Here is a 24,676-nt window from a genome sequence, read left to right on the forward strand (position 1 = left end):
TATCAATAAAATCTATGTTGTAACTGAACCTCTGCCCTAACTCTGAGTTGTGCACAAACTTAATGTGATTGGTATAAAACACGAAAAAGGGAGCAACTGCTCCCTTTTTTATGGTTGGAGTGATGTCTTATTTCAAACTGATTGTGGTGTGGATTTCATCACCTTCTTGATGATCCGGTTCAAACCAACGGGCGGTAACCGTTTTCGTCTGGGTCCAGAATTGGGTAACCTGTTTACCGTTAGGGCCAAGGTCGCCTAGTTTGGAGCCACGAGAACCGGTAAATGAGAAATAAGCCACGGGCACAGGAATTGGTACATTGATACCAACCTGACCAACATCAATATCATTTTCGAATTTACGCGCTACATAACCTGATGAGGTAAAGATCGACGTACCATTGCCATTTGGATTGGCATTGATGATGTCGATGGCTTCTTCAAGCGTATCGACTTGTAAAATACACAGTGCGGGACCGAAAATCTCTTGCTGATAAATATCCATATCTGTGGTGACGTCTGTAAACAGGGTCGGACCGACAAAATTTCCATCGGGATAACCCGGAACCTTAATATCCCTACCATCAATTAACAAGGTTGCGCCTTGCTGCTCGCCGGTATTTAAAATATCGATAATACGCTGTTTCGCCTGCGGTGATACAACCGGACCTAAATCCGCTCGACGATTGGTCCCTGCATCAACGACTAAGGTTTTGCTTTTAGTCACAATATCATCTAACCACTGGCGACTGTTGCCAACAAGAATTGTCACTGGATTTGCCATGCAACGTTGCCCTGCAGCACCAAATGCCGAACCAATGATATCGTTAATCGCACGTTCTTTATTCGCATCCGGCATCACCACCATATGGTTTTTCGCACCCATCATACATTGGGCACGTTTGCCATGTTGGCTGGCGCGGTTATAGATATGTGTGCCAACCGGTGTTGAACCAATAAACGAAACCGCTTTAATCAAAGGGTGTTCACAAATACGATTCACTACCTCAGGGCCACCATGAACGACATTCAATACACCGGCTGGAACGCCGGCTTGCATTGCAAGGTCTACCATTAGCATAGTAGCGGATGGATCTTGTTCAGAGGGTTTTAATACAAAAGTATTGCCGCAGGCGATTGCCGCTGGAAACATAAAGGCAGGTAACATGACCGGAAAGTTGAATGCTGTAATACCAGCACCTACGCCAAGCGGTTGGTTCAATGTATAAACATCAACGTTTGAGGCTGCGTTATTGGCCATTTCCCCTAATTGTAAGCGAGTGATAGAGCAGGCATTTTCGACAGCTTCCAATGCCCGACCGACTTCACCCTCTGCATCCGGTAAGGTTTTACCATGCTCTTCGGTAATTAAGGCGGCAATTTGCTCGGTGTTGTCTTGCAGTAGTTGCTGAAATTTAAGCATGATACGCATGCGTTTAGTGAGTGGCGTTTTGCTCCAAGTCAAAAAAGCACGATGCGCACTTTCAATTGCCGCATCCACTTCCTCGATAGTCGCCATTGGCACTTTTGCTACAACGTCCTGGGTGGCTGGGTTGAGAACATCTAAGTATTGCTGCGATTTTGACGATAGTTTCTTACCATCAATCAGCAACTGAATTTCACGAATTGTCATAAATTAACCTTTGTTGTCTAGCCATGCTACTCAGAAAACCTGATAAGGCGGCCGATTTTTTTGTCGTAATGTCTATACCCTGAATGTCAGTCTAAACGGCGAGGCGCCCATAACCGGTCGGGTCAATATGTTTTGTTATTGTTTGTAGCTAGATTAGGGAGTCACAGACCTTGATTCAAGGATGAACGACTTTTGTCAATAATGAGAAACTTTGATTTGTAAATATTGCTGAACAATTGCTCAGATAAGGATTAAAACAATTTATTTTTTTTCATCTTTAGTTACATATTTTTGCGTATTTTAACGGCTAAATCGCAGCTAATACAAAGTAAATCAGTTGTAAATAGTGCGTTAGTATTATATAAAAGCTGATGTTCGTCCGATTGTAAATCATGAGATACAAATCATGGCTGCGCGGATGATTAAAATAACAATATTTCAGGGAGTTAATATGTCTATTAAATTTAGTAAGCGCAGTCTCGCGCTTGCCGTTTCTGTAGCCTTGTCTGGTCAGTCAGCCATGGCCGCGGAAGAGGCTAACCAAACAGCGGTTGCCGAAGAGGATATCGAACAGATCGTTGTCGTTGGTAGCCGTGCTGCACCTCGCTCAGTTGCTGATTCGCCGGTACCGGTGGATGTAGTTGATGGTGATGAGCTAAGAAAGTCCGGCTCTTCGGATATGCTTGATTTGTTGGTCGCATCTGTTCCATCATTTGCCGCCCGTGCACAGCCTATCAGTGATGCTGCGACCTTGATTCGCCCGGTAAACCTGCGTGGTTTGTCGTCGGACTCTACCTTGATCCTTGTTAACGGTAAGCGTCGTCATCGTGCGTCGGTTATCGCCTTCCAGGGTGGTGGTGTTAATGATGGTGCACAAGGTCCTGATATTTCAGTCATTCCTTCGGTCGCCTTAAAGCAAGTTGAAGTACTTCGTGATGGTGCATCCGCGCAATACGGTTCAGATGCTATCGCTGGTGTAATGAACTTTGTATTAAAAGATGATGCAGATGGCGGGTCTATTTCTGCAAAATATGGTGAATATTACGAAGGTGACGGTGGTACAACTACGGTTGATGGTAATATCGGCCTGCCTTTAGGCGATGACGGTTTTGCTAACTTAAGCTTTCAATTAAAAAATGCTGATGCAACCTCTCGTAGTGTCCAACGTCCTGATGCTGCTGGCTTGATTGCTGCTGGCAATACCGATGTTGGTAACCCGGCACAAATCTGGGGTTTGCCAGAAATTGAAGATGATATTACCTTGTTCGGTAATGTTGGTTTAGACATTGGTACGGATAAAGAAGTTTATCTTTTTGGTAACTACTCAGAGCGTGATGTCACCGGTGGATTTTATTACCGTAACCCACACAACCGTGGCAATGTTTATTCCATCGATGGTGGTGAAACTTTACTTGTTGGTGATGTAGGCCTGGCAACTGAAGGTGTGCCAAGCTGTTCGTGGTCAAACGCAACGGTCGATGTTCCTTTAGCACCATCGAATGTGCCAGCTAACGTTGATAATGTATTGAATACCGATCAATATCAGCAGATGCTTGCGGATCCAAACTGTTTCTCCATGAACTCCATTTTCCCAGGCGGTTATACGCCAGCCTTTGGTGGTAATATCACCGATACATCACTTACCGGTGGTGTTCGAGGTGATTTTAACGGCGGATTTATGGATGGTGTTTACTTTGATTTAAGTGCATCAGTAGGTCGTAATGAATCTGCATTTAACTTAAAAAACACTTTAAACCCTTCTTTAGGTTTAACAACGCCAACCGAGTTTGATACGGGTAAATATATCCAGTTGGAAAAAACCATTAACTTTGATTTGAGTAAAGGTTTTGACTGGGGACTCTACGAGCCGGTAAATATTGCTGGTGGTTTAGAATGGCGTGAAGAGAGCTTTGAAATCATTTCTGGTGAAGAATCTTCCTGGAAAGCCGGTCCTTACGCGGATCAAGGTTTCAACATCGGTTCTCACGGTTTTAAAGGCTTTGGTCCTGAATCTCAAGGCGTTAACACCCGTCGCAACATCGCTGCTTACTTAGATACTGAATTCTATTTTAGTGAAGCGTTTATGGTCGGTGCCGCACTGCGTTGGGAAGACTATGATTCGTTTGGTAGTACGTTTGACTACAAATTAACGGGTCAGTTCTCAATCACTGATGATTGGTCACTGCGTGCGTCACACAGTACCGGTTTCCGTGCTCCAACTGTTGGTCAGGCAAACGTGGTTAACACTCAGACCTCTCTAATTAATGGTGAGTTGATTCAAACCTTCCTTGCTCCGGCAACGGATCCTCTAGCTAGCTACTACGGCGCGGATATTTTAACGCCAGAGGAATCGACGAGTTATACTTTTGGTACAGTTCTGCAATTCGGTGAATTATTCATTACTGCCGATATCTATAGCATTGAAGTGAAAGATCGTCTTGCACAAACGTCACAAATTTCGGTTAACCCGGAAGATTATGATGACCTTCGCGCTGCAGGCGTTAAAAACCCAGAGTTGATCTCAGGGGTAACGTACTTTGCGAATGACTTTGATACCACAACCTCAGGTCTAGATGTCGTTGCTAACTACAACATGGAAATGTTTGGTGGCGATACCGGATTTAGCCTGGCGTATAACTACAATAAAACCGAAGTTGATAGTGTAGATGTTCAGGAAGATGGTTCTGTACGTACTGGTCCTGATAAGGTTCGTCGTCTAGAAGAAGGTATGCCAGAGCATCGCGGTACATTTACCGTGAGCCAAAGCTGGGATTCATTTGGTATGTTTGTCCGAGCTAACTACTTTGGTGAGTATTGGGCGGTTCACGCCGATGATGCCGGCCCAGGTGGTTGGAACCAAGATGCAGATGCGGCAATCACGTTTGATGCCGAAGTCAGCTACTTCATGACTGAAAACTTTACCTTTACTCTAGGTGCAAACAACATCTTTGATCAGGAAGCAGAACGTATTCCTGATGAGTTTAACGGTGTTGGTGGTAAGTACTACGAAAGTGGTCCGTTCGATTATAACGGCGGATTCTACTACGGTAAGGTTACCTATAGCTTCTAATAAAGAACGCGTTTAAAAAAGGACCTTCGGGTCCTTTTTTTGTGCCCATTTCATTAACATTTTGATGCAATTGTTTTTTGTTTGCTTATTGTTCCTGACGACGAATAAGGCTAATTTAGAATTATCATTCCTCTTATCTTAACTGTATGAAAATTATATACTTTAGTTTGTTATTTGTGGCGCTGGTTAGCTTGGTTTTTGTGGCGGCAACAGATGATATCGAGAAGCCGGGTAATTACTTAGCGACCCCGCTGATTAAGCCTGACCGACTCCCTTATACGGTATCGCCATTACAGTCTCCCTGTGATGACAGTAATAGCGTGTTGCCAATTCGATTAAAGGTTTCAAAAGCGCAGAAGATATATACCTATGATTCTGAAATCAGTGAAGACTATTTACGTGAAAAATTAGAATCGTTACCTGTTGGCTGTGACAATGCCAGAATCACCTTTTTGTATGAAAAGGGCACTTCCGTGGAATACCTGAAGCAGGTAAACGATATCCTGGAAAAGTCCGCAAATTTTAAAAATTACTCGCCAATAATGATGGAGTACCCGGAAGGGGTTTTACATTAGGTCTACAGATAAAGAATAAATGAGACATGTTATGAGTTCATCAAAAGTCGCATTAATTACCGGCAGCAGTCGTGGTATTGGCGCTGCTACTGCGAGGCTATTTGCAGAGCATGGATATGCGGTCGTGATTAATTACCAGCATTCGCAACAACAAGCCGAACAGTTGGTATTGGAGATTGAGCAGCTTGGTGTTGAATGTTTAGCGGTACAAGTTGATGTATCCAATGAGCAGGACGTCGAAAAGTTGTTTGTGGAAGCAGACAAACTAGGTCGGCTGTCTGTTTTGGTTAATAATGCTGGAATATTAGCGCCGCAATCGAGACTGGAAAATATATCCTTTGAGCGATTTAAAAACATCTTAGAAGTGAATGTGTTGTCCTGTTTTTTGTGTACTAAGCAAGCGATAAAGCGGATGTCCACAAGATATGGTGGGACCGGTGGCAATATCGTCAATGTTTCTTCCGGTGCTGCCAGAACAGGTTCACCGAATGAGTACGTGGACTATGCCGCATCAAAGGGAGCAATGGATACGCTGACTCGAGGTGCAGCACTGGAGCTCGCAGATGAAGGTATCCGGGTTAACGGCGTTCGTCCAGCACTTATTTATACCGAAATGCACGCCGCAGGTGGTGAAGCGACTCGAGTAGATAGGTTGAGTAACAAGCTGCCGCTAAAACGGGGCGGTACTGCTGAGGAAGTCGCCGAAGCGATTTTTTGGCTGGCAAGTGAAAAATCTTCCTTTGTTACTGGCAGTTTTATCGATACGACTGGCGGACTGTAATAAATACCATCTTTAGCTAATATCAAATTTTTAAGTCTGCAGGTAACAATTTCTAAGAGGAAGCCGGATGTAAAAGAGGGAAACTTCTTTCTCCCACCTTCCTCTTCCACCAGCGCAGCTTACCTCTTAGAAGCTTACCTTTTAGAAGTTTCTACTTCACCAATTGCTTAATCGTACGCTTCAATGCCGCAGGTTTTACCGGTTTATTTAAAAACTGAAAACCCTGTTCACGTATCTCCTCACGAATGTCTTCACTATGATCAGCACTATTGATAATGATAGGAATATCGGCGTCGAGTTGTTGGTGGATAAACTTAACCACTTCGAGTCCCGTCACGCCATCATCGAGATGATAGTCGGCGATAATTAACTGTGGTTTGTGTTGTTCGGTGATTTCTACCGCCATCGTTTGATCTTTTGCCTGCCAGGCCTGACAACCCCATTCGCTAAGACGCTTATCCATGGCAACGAGTACCGCATCGTCGTTATCAATAATTAACACTTTCAGCGATTTTAGATCCTGACGGTTGACCGGATTAACAGACGTTGCCGGTATAGATTTTTTACTCAGCGCTATCACGGGTAATTGCAGGCTAAATTCGCTGCCAACTCCAAACTCTGATTTTAACGTCAGATCGATGCCAAGGATCTTGCAGATCCGCATCGTAATGGCGAGCCCGAGCCCCAGTCCTTGCTCTTTATTCTGGTTAATTTGCTCAAAGTCATTAAATATCCGTTGTTGATCTTCCGCTTTAATACCAATACCACTATCTTTTATGTGCAATAAGATTGCCGGGCCGTGGCGCTCGAGAGTCAGTTCTACGCTACCTGTTTCGGTGTAACGGATGGCATTGGTAAGCAGGTTCTGAATAACCCGACGCAACAGGGTTTTATCGCTGCGAGTACCGACATTTTCAATGTTGGCGTGAAATCTAAGACCTTTTTCTTCGGCCATCATTTTGAACTCTTCACATATCGGGTTAAGAAAATTACCCAGATAGAAATCATCAATATGCGGGCGAATGGTGCCGGCATCGAGTTTGGTCAATTCTAAAATAGACGTGAGTAGCTGCTCGGCATTTTCTAGTGAATGACTAATGTTTTGACTCAGTTCACGAATATCATCTTGGTCGCATTTTTCCTGAAGGATGGATGAAAATAAATTGGCCGCGTTAAAAGGTTGCAATAAGTCATGGCTTAACGCTGCAAAATAACGGGATTTATTGATATTCGCTTGCTCAGCGTCTTGTTTGGCTTCACCCAAAGCTTTGTTTAGGCGTTGTAAGTCTTCGGTGCGCTGTTCGACCCGGCTTTCTAGGTGGGCATTAATTTCTTCCAGCGCTTTTTGAGTATTAACAAACTCGGTGATGTCCGCATACGTGGTAACAAATCCGCCACCTGGAAGCGGGTTACCATTCATTTCATAAACCTTTCCGGTCTTTTGCACCCGTTGAAAACGATAAGGAATGCCTTGTTGTAAATAGGTTAAGCGCTTTTCTACTTCCTGTTGTTTCGGACCATCCCCAAAAAATCCACGATTGGCATTAAAGCGAATGATTTCTTCAACCGGGCGGCCGACGTAAATCTCTTCTTCTGGGTAGTTAAACATCTCAATATATCGTCTGTTCCAGGCAACCAGGTTAAGCGCTTTATCGACGACTGAAATGCCTTGATTGACGTTTTGGATTGTCGCTTGCAGCAAGGAACGATTAAAACGCAATAATTCACTAGCTTCATCGACGATATCGACAACGTCGTTTACTAACGCATGCCGCTGACTCTTGGCAGAATTGAGCAATAATCGCGCTGATGGACCACCGATAACACCGGATAGTTCTTGTTCAACACAGGCTTCCAGTTCCCCGGTGATCAGGTACTCATCGTGTACTTGTTTATGACTATAGTAATTATTTATAAATGTACTGGCGTAGCTTTCCCCAAAAAAACGCGAGAGCAACACTCTGACATCACCCAGGGTCAATGGGGTGTTACCATAGGATAGGCTTTCATGCCCCTGTTTTACGTGCAGGTAATTGCGCGCTTGTAACCGCTCACTCATGGATGGCGAGGATGTCAGGCTAACGTAAATAAATACCAGTATGTTTAGTCCTAGACTCATTAACACACCGTGTGAGATAAAGTCTATATTCAGGCCAAACAGCGCCGTAGGGATTAGCCAATCAAATCCAAATAACCCCAGGGAAAAGAACTGTTGGTAAAACTGAGTGTCTTGCAGCATGGAAGGTAATAATAAGGTATATCCCCATACCATCGTGCCCGTAACAATACTTCGGTAAGCCGCTTTATGATTGGCCTTACTCCATAGCAACCCGAGCAGCATTGCTGGCGCAAATTGGGCAACAAGCGTCATCGCCATCAACCCTGTTACCGCGAGCAACTCGGAATTGGAAATGGATTGATAATATGCCCAGGCTGCGAATAGTATGATTGCGATGGTTATGCGACGAATCATCAGTAAGCGATTCGGACTCAGTTGCTGGCTGGTTAACAATGAGGATGTCTTACCTTGCTCCCGAGCCAGTAGTTTAGGCGTGATCAGATCGTTCGAGACCATAATGCTCAGGACGATGGTAGCGACGATGACCATGGAAGTTGCTGCCGAAAAACCACCGAGATACGACACCAGAGTCATCAATTCATTATCGGCGTAAATAGGTAACTGCAGCATAAACGAGTCACTACCAATATCCTGATTGGCAAACAGGATCAGCCCCGCATAGGCAATGGGTAATGCAAAAAGGTTAAGGGCGATAAGAAAGATCGGAAATAACCAACGGGCGTTTTTCAGCTCAGATTCACTTTTTTGTTCGATAAACGCCATATGAAACTGCCTGGGAAGGCAAAACATCATCAACACACCGAGTAGGGTTTGCGTGATATACACATAGCCGGGTGGTGGAGAAATGGCACTGATTGTTGAATACTCTTTTGCCGCGGCAAGTAACGCTTGTGGTGATGAAAACACCCAGAAGCAGACAAAAATTCCAATCAATAGAAACGTGACCAATTTGACGATTGACTCAAAACCTATTGCCAATAGTAAGCCGGGATTTTGTTCCGATGGTCGAATACGACGAGTTCCAAATAATATTGCAAAGATTGCCAGCATCACGGTAAAGACTAAAGAGATATCGACCCAGCCGCTGACGCCTTGATATTGCGTTACGGCGGTAAAACTATCGGTAATGGCACGCAGCTGCAGGGCGATATAGGGAATAATCGCGCCGACCGATACTAACGTAATCAACCCGGCCAGTCGGGTAGATTTGCCATATCGGGAGGAGATAAAGTCAGCCAGAGATGTTAATGACTGTTGACGACAAATTTTGGCAACTTTTAATACCAAAGGCCAGGCAAAAATAAAGGTAATGATTGCTCCGGCATAAGTTGGTGTTAACCACCAGCCGGTTGTCGCTGCTTGTCCCGTTACCCCATAAAATGCCCATGAGGTGCAGTAAACGCCTAACCCGAGACTATAAACGATCGGCTTTACATGTTTTGGCAGTTGGTATTTATCGCCAATAAAAGCGATTAAGAACAGTAGAACAAGGTAACAAACGGTTACCAGAACCAGTAAAGATATGGGTAACATAAAGCAACTTTCTTATTATTTTTTAACCATACTAACCCATTAATTCAAGAAGTCATCTTTTGTATTGCAATTAGAAATATCCGAATAGATCTTTAATTTGTGGGCTTATGGCTTTATGGCTTTATGGCTTTATGGGTTAGCTTAATTATTTAGTTGTCTTTGCCGACATCGCCAAAGAACCATTACTAATAACAGCCAGAGCTGCGACAGCGCGGCACCATCATCCGTTGTCGTCGATTTGCTGGCATCAAAAGGAAATGCGTCTTGATTATCGCCGATACCATCATTGTCAGAATCTTTTGATTCAGCAGCATCGAATGGAAACGCGTCACTGTTATCACCAACGCCATCGTTGTCACTATCTATCCATTCTAAGGGATTAAGAGGAAAAGCGTCTTCGCTGTCGATGACATTGTCATTGTCGTCATCGTTGTCGGTATTGTTTTCTACCCCATCATTATCGAAGTCGTCACCGCTGGCAGGCGGGACTTCATCATCGGGGAGATCAATATCATTGGGGTTTCCTTCAATCAAGGTGATGATATGGTGAAACGGGGTATAGTTGTTGTTTGGATTAACATCGGTTTCATTGGAATTCGGCTGAATATCGATGATGATTTTATACAAACCGAGGGGGTAGTCATCACTAAACGGCATAACCAACCGTTTATTTATTCGCTGGCTTTCTGAGTGATTTACCGTCGGAGAAATAAAGTGTTGGGCAATCGGTTGATGCAGATCGGCGCGAAATCCCTGATTGTCATAATCATCACTGGCAAGTAGATAAAAAGACGCCATCGCATTGCTTTTAATATTACCTAAATCTAAATAAACAAAACTTATGTCTATGCTTTTTCCTTGCTTTATTTGGGTTGAGGTTGGCTTAGGTAAGGGAACATTGTAGCGACCATTGGTACTACTTTGATACAAGGTAATGGCAAGGTCGAGGCCATTTTGGTTGCTGGTATATAGATCACGCAGGCCAGCAATTTCATCGGCGACGGGTACTCGCAGGTATTGGTGGCCAACACTTGGACCCGGGGAACTCGGCCTGAGGTTTGACGGCGCGGGTAAGTTTCCGGTTTCATGATCCAAACCGGACATATGACCTATTTCGTGGATCAGTACGGACTGTATATTATGCCGGCGTAGATTGAGATCCTGTTGGGTAAGAATTGGATCTTTGTTTTCTGCCAGCCAACTGTAGCTGCTATTTAAACTGATATCGGCTTCCGCGAATTCACAGCTGCTTTGATAATACTCAAATTGGGTAATGCCAAGGGTATCACTATCGAGATCATCGCTAAAATACACTTTATTAATGCCATCTCCCAAGGATGAACTGCTAAAGCTGTCACTGGTGATCGCATACTGTAAATTACTGCCTATCACATTATTCCAGGATTCTAAAGCAAAGACCGCGGCCTGATGAAAGGCGCTGCCTGGTGGAAAAGATACCTCAGAAAGGCTTATGGTTGCGAGGCCGTTTGGCCAATGCAACGCGCCTTGGCCATTGTTGCAAGTATAGTATTGACTGGCCAATGCCGATTTTTGCCACACGACTGTGAGCCCGGTTAATATGAGCAATGCGGCAAATACAATATGCTTCATTGCTGCTTTACCAACGCTTCAGAGGTGTTATGGCGAGGCAGGGTAAAGCTCGATGACTCTACGCTTCTTAAAGGTCTGGATGCGTTTTTTTTGGGTGTTCTGAGAATGGATTGGATAAATTGAGCTTCTGTCATCACCGTGGTTTTAAGAGACGCTGTAGGTGGTGTTGGAGCACCGACTAAAACCACATCCGGCACACTTAATCTGTCGACACGAATGTGATCGTCCTGGATGTCGAGCACTGGGTTTAATTGATAGTCGTATACCTTACCGTTATTGATAACGAACATGCCTTGCCCCCAGCCGGAAATGGGTACCATCCGTTCGCCATTTCCCTGTAAAAAGAGAATTAACTGTTGTGACAATTTGAAGTCCGGTGCGCCTTGAATTTTTTGAACCAAGCCGTTAACTTCACCACCATGCGTGACCAGAGTAAACGTTGCTGACGTATATTCACCGCGGTGTAATATTAAATTGTTTAAGGTGACAAAAGTAACAATGGTGCCGTTTGCTAGTCGTCGACTCTGTATGTCTTCAACCTTACCCTGTAGTACGGCATCGGCGGCGGACGCCAGCTCGCTTAACGAACGATATTTTAAAGCGGTTGCAGCGGCTGGCAGGCTAACCAAAAGTATGCTGAGAAAAATCAGCCTGTGTAATGAGGGAATATGAATGCGCTGCATTGAGTCAATTCTCTTGTTTGTAAAACAAAATGCTCAGTAGCTGCACTTTAAGACGCTTTGCCAGAGTCTTGAGTTGTCCTGAATTGACTGGTGATGTGCCAGTTACGACGGGGCAGGAGACTGTCTCTAACAAAAAAGATTACTGAAATGAATATCTTCCACTGAATTAACCGAAAGCCCTTCAGATATAACGGATATTCGGGCTTGTCCTGATATCCGGTTGCCTGACCAAAACCTAGACCCTAACAGGTAAAACAGGCGACTGTTCACTTAGTTAAGCTTAGAACAACCTTCCATATTTGCTGCTCCCTAACCTGAAAAAAACGACATGTTATCGATTTTTTTTGTTGCTGTAGGGGGAACGAACGCCGGGATATGCAAGGTTGAGGCTGAAATTATGTAGGCGGAAGGCTGCGGTTAACCCTGCAACCTAACAACCTGCTTATTTTACAGTCGTAAAGAAGATTTAACCGTCTTTCAGGCGTGCATAGAGGACGTCCTTTAGAGCAGCTCGATGTTTTTTCATCTCATTAAAGTGCTCGTCGTCGGTAGGAACATTGTTTTTCTCCAGCGTACGAATTTCCTTATCCAGCTGGTGATATTCATCGCTTTGGGTTTTAAACGACTCATCGGTGGTTTTTAAGGTTTGTATCTTGTCTGCATATTCAGGGAAATCAATATCAAGAGCATGATTTTCAATGGGCATAATTAACCTTCGCTAGTTGAACTGTATGTAAATTGGGTGGTTTGTTGTGGTAAAACTGTTAAGAAAGTATAGGCAACAAATTTAACTCCACGAAAGTCAAAGCTTAAATTCTCGGTCGACTGATCACTGCATTTATCCGAGTGGTAGCTGTTTTGGTATATGCTTAATTTAAATCCACTTTTCTTTTTGGAGAAAATTGATGTTAAAAATCAGTTCGTTAATTGATAATTTAATACGCATGTTATCGCCCACTGCAATGGGAGCTGTAAAGATTGCCAGGTCTGGCTTGAAGTACGTTAATCTCAGTTGTATCACCATTTTATCGTTCGTGCTGTTTTCCTGCGCCTCAGAACCGCCTTCATTGCAAACTGGCCCGGACAAAGAGGTCAATAAAGCAGGCCTTACCCGGGTTGATAACTCACCGATGGATTTGTCTTACGTCAGAGAAGACGTAGATTGGCGAAAATATCATAAACTGATGTTTGCACAGGTAAATGTGAATAATGATCATCCCGAAGGTTATCGCGCGCCACGCATCGACCCGAAGAGCGATGGACCAAACGCAACCTATGACCTTGATGAACAAACGTTACGGAAAATGGGCGAAGAGTTTTTAACGGTGGCGAGCACTGTCTTCGATGAAGATCAACCTTTTGAGATCGTGACTACGGCCGATGCCAATACCTTGGTGGTTGAAGTTATGATCACCGATATTCGTCTGACCGCACCGGTCGAATCGTCTCGACGCAGTTATAACTCAATCGGTGGCACTACGTATACGGAATCATCGGGCAGTTTGGTGATCGCTGCAGGCCTGAAAGATGGCGAAAACGGACAAATTTTAGCTCAGGCACTTGATCGGGGAGCGGCCATCGATCAATGGAAACAAAATACCAAAGTATTTAACTGGGGTGACATGCGCACCATTTACCGTAACTGGTTAACGACATTCAAAAGCAGTTTGATCCGCGCGTCCGCAAACGAAAAACAGCCATAAACGTGAGCTCTAATTATTGGTAAGTACATAATTACTTGAACAGATTTTTAATCCTATCACATGGTTATATCCACTTTTCACAAAACGGGTTTGGCCATTAATTCGGCAATGTTATCGATAGAATGAGTTTGTATCTATTCACTTACCGTCGTCATATTCATGGTTTAAGTTAGGGTAACGCACTGGAAGCGGCATTTTATAAACATTTAAAATTAATGGGCCATATTATGACTGGGTCGTCGAAATCAAAAGTATCAGCAAACGCAGATAAACCTATCAAACCTGATTCACGGAAGTATAAAATTTGGGGGAAACAAACCCAGCTTTCTCTGCAATATTTTGCTATCGGCCAACATACGTTTCCCACCAGTTTTATTGACGCTTTGGTTTCCATTAAGCGTGCATGTGCGCAGATTAACCACAGTCGAAAACGATTAACAGATCAACAATTAGAGGCTATTTTACACGCTTGTGATGACGTGACTGGTGGGCAGTATTACGATCAGTTTCCATTGCGGATTTGGCAAACAGGATCCGGTACCCAAACCAACATGAATGTTAATGAGGTTATTGCATCTTTGGCAAATAGCGTCATCCAACAAGAGATAAAAGGCAAAAGCGAAAAAAGCGATGTTTACCTACACCCCAATGATCATATTAATATGTCGCAATCGTCGAACGATGTTTTTCCAACGGCGATGCATATCGTTGTTGCGCAAAAAACGGTGCAAATGTTGATACCGTCAATCGAAACATTAGAGCATCAGTTGCGTAAAAAACAAACAGAGTTTGCAAGTGTCACTACGGTGGGGCGCACGCATTTAATGGATGCGTTACCCATCAATTCTGGGGCATTGTTATCGGCTCATCACAGTCAGGTAGCAGCCGCCAAAAACTCGCTCACAACGAGTTTGAATCCAGTATACCAGTTAGCACTTGGGGGAACCGCGGTCGGTTCAGGTGCCAATGCGCCAGAGCGTTTCGGGCAGCAAGCGGTTGCATTACTGGCAAAGCGATATAAGTTACCATTTGTGCAGCACAAAAATTTATATGCAGCAGTCTCTGGTGAGGAGGCTTTATTAGGTTTGAGCAGTTCGCTTAAACAACTGGCTGCTATTTTATTTAAAGTCGCGAATGATTTCAGGCTGCTAGGAAGTGGCCCCCGCTGTGGGCTGAATGAATGGAATTTGCCAGCTAATGAGCCCGGTAGCTCAATAATGCCAGGCAAGGTAAATCCTACTCAATGTGAAGCGTTATCTATGGTGTGTCTGCAGGTTTTCGGTAATGACTTAACGGTATCAATGGCCGCATCAAACGGCCAGCTCCAACTTAATACATACCGCCCGGTAATTGTTCATAATATTTTAGAAAGTATTGAGTTGCTCACTGACGCGATGAATTCATTTTCAAAAAATGCCATTAGGTGTTTAAAGCTTAATCGGATGCAGGTCGAACTCAATATGCGTAATAATTTGTCTGTCATTACTCTACTGGTCCCCAAGATAGGTTATGACGTGGCCACTAATATTGTTCAACATGCGGAAAAGGAAAATATAACGTTAACAAAGGCAGCAGAGGCTCTTGGACTTTTTAGTCGTGCTGAATTCGAGCAATTAATGGCTGAACATGTGACAAACAACCCGAACAATCAAACAACCGAATAGCCTCGACTTTGCTGGAGAATTGGAGCAATTGCTATTCCTTTCCTTCAATAGCAAGAACATTAGAAATGACGGGGTGGGACAATCTCTTGTGGAATTTTAAAACAGGCGCTTCTCGGAAACAAAAAAAAGCCCCAATTAAGGGGCTTTCATTTGATGATTTGGTGGAGCCGGCGGGAGTTGAACCCGCGTCCAAAAAACCTACATCCTCGGTCCTACATGCTTAGTCGCTCTTTTGTTTAACCAGTCAGTCGCCGAGCGACAGGCTACTTTCTGGTGAGTCTGATACTGTTTCGCGGTTCACCGTCAGACACAGTTCCCTCGCTAACCCATTTAGTATGACCATCGCATCACAAGCCAATAGGTGAGGCTATGTGAGGATGGCTAGCATTAAGCTGCTAGTGCGAACGTTTCGTCGTTTGCAACTATAGTTTTGCGGCTTTTTACCAGGCCAACCGCCCCTGGGCATGCACCTTGGGTTTCGTGAATCTTGTCGAATCCTGAATCGGCCCCAAAGTAAACTCGATTAATTAGAAACAAAAACAACCATTAAGTTCCCTAACCGAACTGCTATTGTAGCTGTTCTTGGTTCGGTAAACAACGTGAGAAAATTTTCGACAACAACTGTCTGTAAAACAACCAGGTTTATCACTAACCTTGTATATACCATATCATTCATCGTATTATTGGTTTTGGTGGTCGTACCAGATGCGGCAAATGACTTTTGATGACGATATAACTGTCGATGGCAATAGTACTATCGATGACGATAAAGCTATCGATAAAAGATAATAGACAATAGACAATAGATAAGCGTAAAGGGTGTTAGATGGCACAGCCTCCTAAAGTATTAGATGTTTATAACAAGTGGACCAAGCTCGCGTTTGGTAAGCGACTGTTTTCCTGGTTTTTTGCCCAATGGGCACCTTACTTCAAAACCATTAAACCTTTAGTGCTCGACCTTGAACCGGGTAAGTGCGAAGTGCTTATTAAGAAAAAGAAAGCGGTACAGAATCATATTGGTACGGTCCATGTTATTGCCATCTGTAATGGTCTGGAAATGGCGATGGGGGCTTGTGCAGAAGCGACGATTCCAAATCATTTACGCTGGATCCCTAAAGGCATGAGCTTAGACTATACCGCTAAAGCAGGTAGTGATATTCGTTGTGTAGCGGACTGTCGGGCGAAGGACTGGCAAGAAGGGGATTTTCTAATGCCGGTTACTGCATACGATGAAAATGATGTGGTTGTTGTAAAAGGTCACATCAAACTTTGGGTAAGCTTAAAACCTGCGAAAAAATAAGCCGGCGTGTTGAAATGCTTCACCACGAATATTAAAAAAGCTCCAGCGCATGTGGAGCTTTTTTGTTTGTCGACACCGCGTAAAGGGTTACTGAGTACTCTTTTTCATCAGTCGACCTTGATCGACTTTCCACTCTCGTTCTTTGATATCCGCGCGTTTATCGTGGGTCTTTTTACCTTTACCTAGGTAAAATTCCAGTTTAACCCAGCACTTCTTCCAGTACATAGCGGTGGCGATCAATGAATAGCCATCTCGTTCGACACTTCCGGAAAGACGGTCGAGTTCACGACGATTTAATAATAATCGGCGGCTGCGTGTCGGATCACAGACAACATGACTTGAGGCGGCATTTAAAGGCAGTATTTCGCTGCCGACCAAAAATGCTTCGCCATCTTTCATCATCACGTAGCAGTCAGAGATATTAACTTTACCGCTACGGATACTTTTGATTTCCCAGCCTTGTAGGCTCATACCTGCTTCAAATTTGTCGGTAAGGGTATAGTTGTGCCTTGCCTTTTTATTCAAAGCTATCGTATTACTGTTTGCTTGTTTCGATTTTTTCTTTGCCATAATGGCGAATATTATACGTAAAGAACGGCTGAATGGTACAGGTATTCTGGCTTTTCATTGTAAATTTACATTATCCTGCCCCGGTTGATGCATTGAGATGATTTTTAATGAGGTTTTAGAAAGGCTTTGTTATCATAGCGCAATATTTTTTAGGGGGTTGAATGCCTGCAATTAATCGAAGTGCGCTGGTTATGCACAGCGCTGCGGATATGTTTAATCTGATTAATGATATTCCGTCCTATCCTCATTTTTTACCTGGCTGCAAAGATGCAAAAATTGTTTCCCAGGAATCTGATTTGATGACCGCCTCCGTTTTGGTCTCTAAGGCAGGGGTGGAAAAATGGTTTACGACCAGAAACCAACTTGTTGAAAACGAACGTATCAGCATGAGTTTGCTTGATGGGCCTTTTAAGCGGTTAACCGGTGAGTGGCTGATAACGCCATTGAGTGACAGTGCTTGTAAGGTTTCTTTACAGTTAGAATATGAATTTTCCAGTAAATTAATCGAGCTTGCCATTGGCAAAGCATTCAATACCTTAACCAATAATATGGTTAATGCGTTTACGCAACGGGCGAAAGAGGTTTATTAATAACGATGAGTGCCGAACAATTATTGGTCGAAGTGGTTTATGCGTTGCCGCACAAACAAACGTTGTTATCTCTTCATGTTGAAGAAAACTCGACGTTGGAGCAGGCCATAGTCGCGTCTGGAGTGTTGCAGCTATATCCTGAAATTGAATTGAAAAAAAATAAAGTTGGGGTTTGGAACAAAGCGGCAAAATTAACCGATAGGTTAGAGGATGGTGATCGTATTGAAATCTATCGGCCGTTGATCGCAGATCCTAAAGAAGTGAGAAAACGTCGGGCAGAGAAAGCCAAGCAAGAAGGGCGTGCCGATAAAGTAACGGGTGGCAGGGTCAACCCGCTACGTGGAAAGAACGCATAACGTCAATCTAACGTCGTCCTAGAGCTCTTTGTCTGGGGGATAAAACAGTGTTAAAGCCTGCTGCTAAAAGGAAAATAATTTGGCCAGTTTTGAAGGCTGACATTGTTCAGAGTCCTCATCATGCGAACTCTGGCTGAACGTTTCCCCAACCAACGCAAAGAAATACTGGACTCTGTCTTGAGCTTTCATTGCCGTTTCGAAAAAGCTATTTTCGCGACTCACTTTATTACTGACTAATCGGTAACTCGGCGCTTCGATTAATTGCGCAAGTGGCTTGTTGATCAGAGCGTCATATGCAGTGAAATGGCTGCCGGCGACCGTAGTAATATTGGCGTGCATATCTTTAGTGAAGTGTACTTTGCTGTCCTCGATAGCGACAACCGATGTTGAGACGAAAAACGTTAGCAAGGATGCTAAAGCTAACGAAATTGCATTTTGTGTCCTTTTCATACTTCCCCCTCGTTTGGAAGTCCTGTCATTGATAACACCACTTACGTTAGCAGTATGACAGTTCTTGAGACTATTTATTCCGGTACCGATTATTCAGCACGCTTTCCATTGTTACAATGCCGATTGAGGCACTTATGAAGCAATATGGGATAATTGATCAAATCGCTAACGCACCATCTTAAGATATTAAATAATGTTAGAGAATGCCAATCCGATCCGATGAAGCCTCACTTCAGTAGGATAAATGACACAAGCGCTTACAAATTTACGCTTGCGCGGATCTAGTCTTGAATATCCGACATATTTTATGGTTGTTTTATGAGCATTGCAAACCGGTAGCCTGATGATCGGATATGCCTGTTATTTTGTAGGAAATTTTTACATCCGAATTGTAGGTGCGGTTATTATGGTTCTGGTTTAATTCCTATCTACCTGTTTTTTCGTAGTAAATCCGAAATTTTTCGTAAATGGCGTGATCATTGCAGTGTTCAGTCTGCACTTCATTTGTCATGCGGAGGTTCTATTAAATGAAAATGCTAAAAGTAATAACCGTTCCTTTCTTAGCAGCACTTTTAAGTTTCAGTGGATTAGCTAATGCGGAATTAATCAAAGTCCTCGATTTTGAGGAATTAACCGATGCCCTGGGCGAGGGTAACTGGGATAGTCCATTAGAAGTTGAAACTTCAGTTGAAGGTTTAACCGTGGTTCTAGAGGTTGCTTCTGGATATCTTTATCTGGATAAAGGCGCAGGGCTGGGTAATTGCCAATCTGATAGTGGTTGTGCCAAGAACCCAGACGATAACTTTAATGTTGGTGAAATGTTCACGTTTACCTTTATGGCAGATGGTGCGGTGTTTACGCCAGAAGGAGCAACATTGCAAGCCGTAGCTCATGATTACGAGGGCTTTTTTGCCGGCAGTCTGGCGGATATGAGTGATGGTGGCGAATGGGCATTGGATGATAGCACTATCTATACTTATTCTGAGGGTGAGTCGTTTTCAATGACAGTGACCAATGGTGAGTTTTACATTGCGGCACTTTGGATTGACGATGGTGCATTACCCCCTCAAGGGATCCCTGAGCCTGCGAATTTAGCACTTATGGCTCTTGGTATCTTCGGCCTTGTGGCGTCTCGTCGCAAGTTCGCTAAGTAACACCGAATAAACCTGGTTAGCGTTATTATTTGATACGCTATCCAACGTTTTGAAAACCGGCTTAAATGCCGGTTTTTTTTGGTGATTTTTATCAGATAGAAACGGCTTTGATGTTACGTGGGTTTAAGACATGCATAAACGGATTTCTATGCCCAACCACTACTCAACAGTAAGCTTAAAATATTAAGAAAAATTGCAACGCAGAATAAGCTTATAGCGCTCTATGACTGTCGTAATATTTTACAACGGGAATGTTTTTTTTAGAGCTGAGGATAAGCTTTGTAACTATCTATATGAAACAAATAGAAAAAATAAACAATTCCCGTATTGGCCTGTAAATTGCTGCATTGACATTGGATTTCGTTCGACGTTTGGAGGTAAATTTAAATGAAAATCCTAACTGTGTTAAAAGCCACTGCATTAGCGGCAATATTATCAATTAGCGGTACAGCCAATGCTGAACTTGTTAAGCTAATCGATTTTACCGATATTGCGAATGAACTTGGGGATACTGTTATTCCTGACAACCCTGCCACGTTTGACTTAGGTGATTTTGCGCCAGGTCTTACCGTAACTATTACCGCAACGCCTGAAGAAAACTATCACTACCTGGACGAAGGTGCTGGTCTTGGTATTTGTGATTCCTTAGATGGATGTGTCGCAGACCCAAGTGATAACGCCAACGTTGGTGAAGGTTTCATCTTCGAATTTGCATTAGACGGTGTGGCTTTCTTTGCTGAAGATTTCTCGATTCTGGTTGTTGGCCATGATTATGAAGGCGGCATTATGGAAGGCACTGTGGTATCAACAAGCGATGGTGGTGAGTTTATGCCAACCAATGACGCGCCTGTTTATACCTGGACAGAATCAAGCGATTCGTTCTCTTTGGTGGTTACCGCGGGTGAGATTTACCTATCTTCTATCTGGTTTGATGATGGTAGCTTACCGCCACAGGGCATTCCTGAGCCGACCAATATTTTATTAATGTCGTTGGCATTGATAGGGTTAGTCGCATCGCGTAAAAAGTTGTCTAAGTAGTCGTTAAAAGGAATACCATTTTGGGCCGTTGTCGAAGACCTTCGACGAAGATATTCCTCAAAAGAGAAAGAAAGCACCTTGTTGGATTGGTATTGTTTTTAACTATTCATAATAAAAAGCGAAGTCATTGACTTCGCTTTTTTAATTCGGGTATATCAATATGTTGAATTTATCTGTTCTATTTTTCGATATGAGCGATGAATGAGTTAGATTACCGGACGTTGTCTTTGGCTCATAATCAGTTTCTTGGTGTATTTGTCCTTGGGTGCCTTGAGTACCTGGTCGGTACTACCCGTTTCAACCACTTCACCGTCCCGAAGCACAATTAATTGATCGCTGAAATGCTCAACGATATCCAGATCGTGTGAAATCAACAAATAGGCCAGTCCCATTTTTTCCTGTAAATCCAACAACAGGTTAATCATTTGCGCTCGTAAAGACAGATCCAGAGCGGCTAGCGCTTCGTCTAAGATAACCAGTTGTGGCTTTAAAATGATGGCTCTTGCCAGAGAAATACGTTGCTTTTGGCCGCCAGAAAACATGTGTGGATAAAAATGCATATGATCGGCCAGCATTCCGACATCTTGCAGGGTTTTGCGAACCATTAACGTACGCTCACTTGCATCAAGCCGGGTATTAAGCAGCAACGGCTCTTCTAATTGCTGTTTAATCGTTAAACTCGGGTTTAAGGTATTTCCCGCATCCTGAAAAATCATCCGCACGTGCTGGCATCGTTGTTTGAAGTTACCTGTTTGCAGATGTTGTCCATTTAATGTGATTTCACCGGTTGTAGGGCGCGCCGCGCCAACCAGAAGTTTGGCAAGCACCGACTTTCCTGAACCAATACCGCCGACGACGGCCAGTGTTTGTTTTGCCTCGAGTTTAAAGGAGAGCGGTTTTAATACCGTTTTATACTCTTTTTTCCACCAATGATTAGTGACTTTATAGCGTTTGCTAAGATCTTTGACTTCAATCAAACTGGCCATTAGTAGTCATCCTTATGAGAAAAATGGCAGCTTACCTGATGTCCATGATAGGAGCGAATATGAGGGGCAGTAACACATTTTTTACGGGCATTCGGGCATCTCGGACCAAGCCGACAACCAATGGGCAGATGTTGCAATACTGGAATTGAACCGGGTAATGTCTCAAGGTGTGCCTTTTTCTGCCATTGTTTTTGGGGTTTAGGCGTGCTTGCTATCAGCGCTTTAGTATAAGGATGGAAGGGGGTTTTAAAAATTTGCGCGGTAGTTCCTGCTTCCACAAATTGTCCTGAGTACATCACCGTCAGGTTTTCGGTCCAATGACTGATTTTGTCCAATTCGTGGCTGATCAAAAGCACCGACATGTTTTTTAACTGGTTTAAACTGGCAAGCAGACGAAAAATCTGGGCCTGATTTGCCGGTTCCATGGACGCTGTGGGTTCATCGGCAATTAACAATTTCGGACGTCTTGCCAATGCCATCGCGATCATCACCCGTTGACATAATGTGGTTGTTAACTGGTGCGGGTATGAATTAGCGATTAACGTATGTTTTTTAATGCCCACCTTATGCAGTAATTTGATCGCGGCTTCACGGCGTTGTTGTGCTTTTTGCCAGAAATAGCCAGACAATTGTTCGCTGTCGATTGCTTCTTCAATTTGTTCGCCAATGGTATTGGTCGGATCAAGACAGCTCATCGGCTCCTGAAATATAATGGCTACGTCACGGGTAATGATTTTTTTTCGCTCTTCTTCGGTTAAACGCAGTAAATCGATCCCTTGCCAGTGAAATCGATCCGCTTCAACTTTCCATTTTTCATCAAGCACCCCCATAATGGCCTTTGCTAACAAAGACTTGCCGCTGCCTGATTCACCAACCAGGCCTCTAAATTCCCCCTCCCGGATGGATAGGCTCACTCGGTCAACCGCCAGAATAGGTTCGGCCGTTGATTGCAGTGTGATGCTGAGATTTTTTATGTCGAGAAGATTCATTAGTTCTCTTTTTGCAATTTAAGCGAGTGGCGAAATCCTTCGCCAACCAGGTTGGTTACAATAACGGCGATTAATATCGCCAGTCCGGGCAGATACGTTGTCCAGGGGGCGATATAAAATAAATCGAGACTATTGGCCAGCATCGATCCCCATTCAGGCAATGCCACTGGTGCACCAAGTCCTAAAAAGCCCAATGCTGCGATATCCAGTATCGCCGCCGATTGAGCCAGTGTCGCCTGGATGATGATTTTGTCAATAATATTTGGATAAATCGATGTCACTAATACTCGCAATTCTGATGCGCCATCGAGAATTGGGATCAACACATAGCCTTTTTTCTGCTCTTCTTTTATCGCATTGCGGGTAATATGAATAAATTGTGGGATAAGTACTAAGCCTATGGCCCAAAGCACATTGGTTAACCCTGGCCCCAAAATCGCGACAATAATGATCGCCAGCAACAAAGATGGCATGGACAAAACTACATCGAGAAAGTGTGTTAATAAACTTGCTTTTAGCCCTCGGGTCAGCGCTGAAATCGAACCAATTACGACACCAATCACTAATGCCAGGATAACCACGATGATGCTTAATCCAAACGTTAGTGATGTACCTTGAATCAATCGCGATAACATATCTCGGCCTAAATCATCGGTACCAAGCAGGTAACTGATATCACCGTCTACGTGCCACGCGGGAGGCATCAGTAGCACTTCGAGGTTATTTTCCATGGCCGAGTGTGGGGATAAAAAGGACCCAAAAATGGCTAACAATACCAACAGTGAATAAAATCCCAGTGCCCAAATGGCCACGGGTGTGGTCTTAAAGGTCAGCCACAGTTGTTTGATTGGCGAAGGAAACTCTTCTTCGATATAAATTTTATCACGTGCCATGACGAGCATACCTTTCAACAGGGTTAAGGGCGGCGTAAATAAAGTCAGCAAGAATATTGATTAGGAAGGTAAAACTGGCCAACGCGATCAGGCCTCCCTGAATCGCCGTATAGTCACGCTGAAATATACTATCAATTAACCAGCTGCCAGCACCTTGCCAATCGAAAATCACCTCGGCAATCATGGCTAATGTCATCAGGTTCGCAAATTGTAATCCCATATCGCGAATGATGCGCACCAAGGCATTACGGATGCCATGATAATAAATAATTTTAGTATTCGATAAACCCTTTGCTCTGGCCGCTTTAATGTAGTTGGATTCAAGCACTTCGAGCATGGAAGTGCGGGCCAGACGAATAAAAATAGTCATGGGGGCTACCGCCACCGCAATTGCCGGTAATACCAAGTGCTTCAACGCGTCCTGAAACGCCTGCCAGCGATAGGGAGAGTCACTGATTAAAATATCAATTAATTTAAAGCCCGTAACCTGTTCAATTTCGAACAGTAAGTTCAGTTGGCCCGAGGAAGGAAACCACGGCAGAGTAATTGAAAATAACAGGATCAGAATTAATGCCAGCCAAAAAACCGGTAATGAATATCCAACCATGGCGATCACCAGGATGGTTTTATCCGCTGTTTTGTTATGAAAAATGGCGGCGATAAAACCTAAGGGTATGCCAAACAGCATTGCCAGTATTAAAGCAGCAAGGCTTAACTCTATAGTGGCTGGTAAGTAGGTGACCAGTTCTTCGCTGATAGGTTTTTGCGTGGACATGGACACACCCAGATTTCCGCTGAACAATTCCCTCAAATACGCGACGTACTGGAAAAACAGAGACTGATCCATGCGATAGATGTCTTGATAATTGGCAAGTTGAGACTCACTGGCATTAACCAGACCTGTCATGTTTACGATTGCAGAACCCGGAAAAAAGTAATTCAGGCTAAATGCAACCAGGGTTAACATTAACAAGGTAAAAAACAACAGATTCAGGCGGCGCAATGCAAAATTTAGCATAA

General features: G+C 43.7%; 21 protein-coding genes and 1 other RNA gene. 10 read left to right on the forward strand and 12 right to left on the reverse strand.

What is annotated here, in order from left to right; genetic code table 11:
* Positions 1-127: 127 nt before the first annotated feature.
* A complete protein-coding gene (locus ACHUFQ_RS06000; RefSeq protein WP_394173915.1) occupies positions 128-1,630 on the reverse strand; it encodes a CoA-acylating methylmalonate-semialdehyde dehydrogenase in 1,503 nt (500 codons plus the stop codon).
* A gap of 451 nt (positions 1,631-2,081) precedes the next feature.
* On the opposite strand from ACHUFQ_RS06000, the gene ACHUFQ_RS06005 reads away from it, so the two are divergent.
* The 3 genes from ACHUFQ_RS06005 to ACHUFQ_RS06015 all read left to right on the forward strand — a co-directional run bounded on the left by ACHUFQ_RS06005 (position 2,082) and on the right by ACHUFQ_RS06015 (position 6,056).
* Entirely contained in the window at positions 2,082-4,700 is a 2,619-nt protein-coding gene (locus ACHUFQ_RS06005; RefSeq protein ID WP_394173917.1) for a TonB-dependent receptor plug domain-containing protein, read from the forward strand.
* 146 nt (positions 4,701-4,846) lie between these two features.
* Positions 4,847-5,275: a hypothetical protein gene (locus ACHUFQ_RS06010; protein ID WP_394173919.1), complete on the forward strand. Its 429-nt coding sequence runs from the start codon at positions 4,847-4,849 to the stop codon at positions 5,273-5,275.
* Positions 5,276-5,306: 31 nt separating this feature from the next.
* A complete protein-coding gene (locus ACHUFQ_RS06015) occupies positions 5,307-6,056 on the forward strand; it encodes an SDR family oxidoreductase (RefSeq protein WP_394173920.1) in 750 nt (249 codons plus the stop codon).
* Positions 6,057-6,207: 151 nt separating this feature from the next.
* Here ACHUFQ_RS06015 and ACHUFQ_RS06020 read toward each other — a convergent pair whose 3' ends face one another.
* The 4 genes from ACHUFQ_RS06020 to ACHUFQ_RS06035 all read right to left on the reverse strand — a co-directional run bounded on the left by ACHUFQ_RS06020 (position 6,208) and on the right by ACHUFQ_RS06035 (position 12,669).
* Positions 6,208-9,669 carry a PAS domain-containing hybrid sensor histidine kinase/response regulator gene (locus ACHUFQ_RS06020; protein ID WP_394173922.1) on the reverse strand — a complete coding sequence of 1,154 codons (3,462 nt, stop codon included), beginning with the start codon at positions 9,667-9,669 and terminating at the stop codon, positions 6,208-6,210.
* 141 nt (positions 9,670-9,810) lie between these two features.
* Positions 9,811-11,280, reverse strand: coding sequence for a hypothetical protein (locus ACHUFQ_RS06025; protein ID WP_394173924.1), 1,470 nt, complete (start codon positions 11,278-11,280; stop codon positions 9,811-9,813).
* Positions 11,277-11,963 (reverse strand): hypothetical protein, encoded by a 687-nt coding sequence (locus tag ACHUFQ_RS06030; RefSeq protein WP_394173925.1) that lies wholly within the window; start codon positions 11,961-11,963, stop codon positions 11,277-11,279. The genes ACHUFQ_RS06025 and ACHUFQ_RS06030 overlap by 4 nt, the downstream gene beginning before the upstream one ends.
* Positions 11,964-12,429: 466 nt before the next feature.
* Positions 12,430-12,669, reverse strand: a complete 240-nt coding sequence (locus tag ACHUFQ_RS06035) for a YdcH family protein (protein WP_394173927.1) — start codon at positions 12,667-12,669, stop codon at positions 12,430-12,432.
* A 199-nt stretch (positions 12,670-12,868) separates the two neighbouring features.
* Here ACHUFQ_RS06035 and ACHUFQ_RS06040 point away from each other — a divergent pair, with 199 nt between their 5' ends.
* Together ACHUFQ_RS06040 and ACHUFQ_RS06045 are read left to right on the forward strand one after the other, a co-directional pair.
* Complete coding sequence (locus ACHUFQ_RS06040; RefSeq protein WP_394173929.1) at positions 12,869-13,666, forward strand: DUF3313 family protein; 798 nt, start codon at positions 12,869-12,871, stop codon at positions 13,664-13,666.
* 227 nt (positions 13,667-13,893) lie between these two features.
* A complete protein-coding gene (locus tag ACHUFQ_RS06045) occupies positions 13,894-15,330 on the forward strand; it encodes a class II fumarate hydratase (RefSeq protein ID WP_394173931.1) in 1,437 nt (478 codons plus the stop codon).
* Between the two features lie 159 nt (positions 15,331-15,489).
* Here ACHUFQ_RS06045 and ssrA read toward each other — a convergent pair.
* Positions 15,490-15,840: a transfer-messenger RNA gene (ssrA, locus tag ACHUFQ_RS06050) on the reverse strand.
* A 316-nt stretch (positions 15,841-16,156) separates the two neighbouring features.
* Here ssrA and ACHUFQ_RS06055 point away from each other — a divergent pair.
* Positions 16,157-16,630, forward strand: coding sequence for a hotdog fold domain-containing protein (locus ACHUFQ_RS06055; RefSeq protein WP_394173933.1), 474 nt, complete (start codon positions 16,157-16,159; stop codon positions 16,628-16,630).
* 87 nt (positions 16,631-16,717) lie between these two features.
* On the opposite strand, the gene smpB is transcribed toward ACHUFQ_RS06055, so the two are convergent.
* A complete protein-coding gene (gene smpB / locus ACHUFQ_RS06060; protein ID WP_138319970.1) occupies positions 16,718-17,200 on the reverse strand; it encodes an SsrA-binding protein SmpB in 483 nt (160 codons plus the stop codon).
* 161 nt (positions 17,201-17,361) lie between these two features.
* Here smpB and ACHUFQ_RS06065 point away from each other — a divergent pair, with 161 nt between their 5' ends.
* Both ACHUFQ_RS06065 and ACHUFQ_RS06070 read left to right on the forward strand, forming a co-directional pair.
* The gene (locus ACHUFQ_RS06065) at positions 17,362-17,790 is read left to right on the forward strand and encodes a type II toxin-antitoxin system RatA family toxin (protein WP_394173935.1); all 429 of its coding nucleotides are present in this window, start codon (positions 17,362-17,364) and stop codon (positions 17,788-17,790) included.
* Between the two features lie 5 nt (positions 17,791-17,795).
* Positions 17,796-18,146 (forward strand): RnfH family protein, encoded by a 351-nt coding sequence (locus tag ACHUFQ_RS06070; protein ID WP_394173936.1) that lies wholly within the window; start codon positions 17,796-17,798, stop codon positions 18,144-18,146.
* Between the two features lie 63 nt (positions 18,147-18,209).
* Here the strand turns inward: ACHUFQ_RS06070 and ACHUFQ_RS06075 are convergent, their stop codons facing one another.
* A complete protein-coding gene (locus ACHUFQ_RS06075; RefSeq protein WP_394173940.1) occupies positions 18,210-18,596 on the reverse strand; it encodes a hypothetical protein in 387 nt (128 codons plus the stop codon).
* Positions 18,597-19,123: 527 nt separating this feature from the next.
* Here ACHUFQ_RS06075 and ACHUFQ_RS06080 point away from each other — a divergent pair.
* Positions 19,124-19,750 carry a PEP-CTERM sorting domain-containing protein gene (locus ACHUFQ_RS06080; RefSeq protein WP_394173942.1) on the forward strand — a complete coding sequence of 209 codons (627 nt, stop codon included), beginning with the start codon at positions 19,124-19,126 and terminating at the stop codon, positions 19,748-19,750.
* Positions 19,751-20,137: 387 nt separating this feature from the next.
* Complete coding sequence (locus ACHUFQ_RS06085) at positions 20,138-20,788, forward strand: PEP-CTERM sorting domain-containing protein (protein WP_394173943.1); 651 nt, start codon at positions 20,138-20,140, stop codon at positions 20,786-20,788.
* A 206-nt stretch (positions 20,789-20,994) separates the two neighbouring features.
* Here ACHUFQ_RS06085 and ACHUFQ_RS06090 read toward each other — a convergent pair whose 3' ends face one another.
* Genes ACHUFQ_RS06090 through ACHUFQ_RS06105 form a run of 4 tightly spaced genes read right to left on the reverse strand, consistent with a single transcriptional unit; the run spans position 20,995 to position 24,674 of the window.
* Entirely contained in the window at positions 20,995-21,774 is a 780-nt protein-coding gene (locus tag ACHUFQ_RS06090) for an ATP-binding cassette domain-containing protein (RefSeq protein WP_394173944.1), read from the reverse strand.
* A complete protein-coding gene (locus tag ACHUFQ_RS06095) occupies positions 21,774-22,763 on the reverse strand; it encodes a peptide ABC transporter ATP-binding protein (protein ID WP_394173946.1) in 990 nt (329 codons plus the stop codon). Before ACHUFQ_RS06095 ends, ACHUFQ_RS06090 begins: the two co-directional genes overlap by 1 nt.
* On the reverse strand, positions 22,763-23,656 hold the full coding sequence (locus tag ACHUFQ_RS06100) for an ABC transporter permease subunit (RefSeq protein ID WP_394173947.1): 894 nt from the start codon (positions 23,654-23,656) through the stop codon (positions 22,763-22,765). The genes ACHUFQ_RS06095 and ACHUFQ_RS06100 overlap by 1 nt, the downstream gene beginning before the upstream one ends.
* On the reverse strand, positions 23,646-24,674 hold the full coding sequence (locus ACHUFQ_RS06105; RefSeq protein ID WP_394173949.1) for an ABC transporter permease: 1,029 nt from the start codon (positions 24,672-24,674) through the stop codon (positions 23,646-23,648). The genes ACHUFQ_RS06100 and ACHUFQ_RS06105 overlap by 11 nt, the downstream gene beginning before the upstream one ends.
* Positions 24,675-24,676: the final 2 nt, after the last annotated feature.

Origin of the sequence: Thalassotalea litorea (assembly GCF_043642205.1) — a bacterium.
GTDB classification, from domain to species: domain Bacteria; phylum Pseudomonadota; class Gammaproteobacteria; order Enterobacterales; family Alteromonadaceae; genus Thalassotalea_A; species Thalassotalea_A litorea.

Bases quoted from the DNA above. Each gene is read 5' to 3' on its own strand.
- ACHUFQ_RS06025 (WP_394173924.1), bottom strand. From the start codon at position 11,280: ATGAAGCATATTGTATTTGCCGCATTGCTCATATTAACCGGGCTCACA.
- ACHUFQ_RS06015 (WP_394173920.1), top strand. From the start codon at position 5,307: ATGAGTTCATCAAAAGTCGCATTAATTACCGGCAGCAGTCGTGGTATT.
- ACHUFQ_RS06105 (WP_394173949.1), bottom strand. From the start codon at position 24,674: ATGCTAAATTTTGCATTGCGCCGCCTGAATCTGTTGTTTTTTACCTTG.
- ACHUFQ_RS06040 (WP_394173929.1), top strand. From the start codon at position 12,869: ATGTTAAAAATCAGTTCGTTAATTGATAATTTAATACGCATGTTATCG.
- ACHUFQ_RS06010 (WP_394173919.1), top strand. From the start codon at position 4,847: ATGAAAATTATATACTTTAGTTTGTTATTTGTGGCGCTGGTTAGCTTG.
- ACHUFQ_RS06100 (WP_394173947.1), bottom strand. From the start codon at position 23,656: ATGGCACGTGATAAAATTTATATCGAAGAAGAGTTTCCTTCGCCAATC.
- ACHUFQ_RS06035 (WP_394173927.1), bottom strand. From the start codon at position 12,669: ATGCCCATTGAAAATCATGCTCTTGATATTGATTTCCCTGAATATGCA.
- ACHUFQ_RS06095 (WP_394173946.1), bottom strand. From the start codon at position 22,763: ATGAATCTTCTCGACATAAAAAATCTCAGCATCACACTGCAATCAACG.
- ACHUFQ_RS06075 (WP_394173940.1), bottom strand. From the start codon at position 18,596: ATGAAAAGGACACAAAATGCAATTTCGTTAGCTTTAGCATCCTTGCTA.
- ACHUFQ_RS06090 (WP_394173944.1), bottom strand. From the start codon at position 21,774: ATGGCCAGTTTGATTGAAGTCAAAGATCTTAGCAAACGCTATAAAGTC.
- ACHUFQ_RS06030 (WP_394173925.1), bottom strand. From the start codon at position 11,963: ATGCAGCGCATTCATATTCCCTCATTACACAGGCTGATTTTTCTCAGC.
- ACHUFQ_RS06080 (WP_394173942.1), top strand. From the start codon at position 19,124: ATGAAAATGCTAAAAGTAATAACCGTTCCTTTCTTAGCAGCACTTTTA.
- smpB (WP_138319970.1), bottom strand. From the start codon at position 17,200: ATGGCAAAGAAAAAATCGAAACAAGCAAACAGTAATACGATAGCTTTG.
- ACHUFQ_RS06070 (WP_394173936.1), top strand. From the start codon at position 17,796: ATGAGTGCCGAACAATTATTGGTCGAAGTGGTTTATGCGTTGCCGCAC.
- ACHUFQ_RS06005 (WP_394173917.1), top strand. From the start codon at position 2,082: ATGTCTATTAAATTTAGTAAGCGCAGTCTCGCGCTTGCCGTTTCTGTA.
- ACHUFQ_RS06085 (WP_394173943.1), top strand. From the start codon at position 20,138: ATGAAAATCCTAACTGTGTTAAAAGCCACTGCATTAGCGGCAATATTA.
- ACHUFQ_RS06055 (WP_394173933.1), top strand. From the start codon at position 16,157: ATGGCACAGCCTCCTAAAGTATTAGATGTTTATAACAAGTGGACCAAG.
- ACHUFQ_RS06000 (WP_394173915.1), bottom strand. From the start codon at position 1,630: ATGACAATTCGTGAAATTCAGTTGCTGATTGATGGTAAGAAACTATCG.
- ACHUFQ_RS06020 (WP_394173922.1), bottom strand. From the start codon at position 9,669: ATGTTACCCATATCTTTACTGGTTCTGGTAACCGTTTGTTACCTTGTT.
- ACHUFQ_RS06065 (WP_394173935.1), top strand. From the start codon at position 17,362: ATGCCTGCAATTAATCGAAGTGCGCTGGTTATGCACAGCGCTGCGGAT.
- ACHUFQ_RS06045 (WP_394173931.1), top strand. From the start codon at position 13,894: ATGACTGGGTCGTCGAAATCAAAAGTATCAGCAAACGCAGATAAACCT.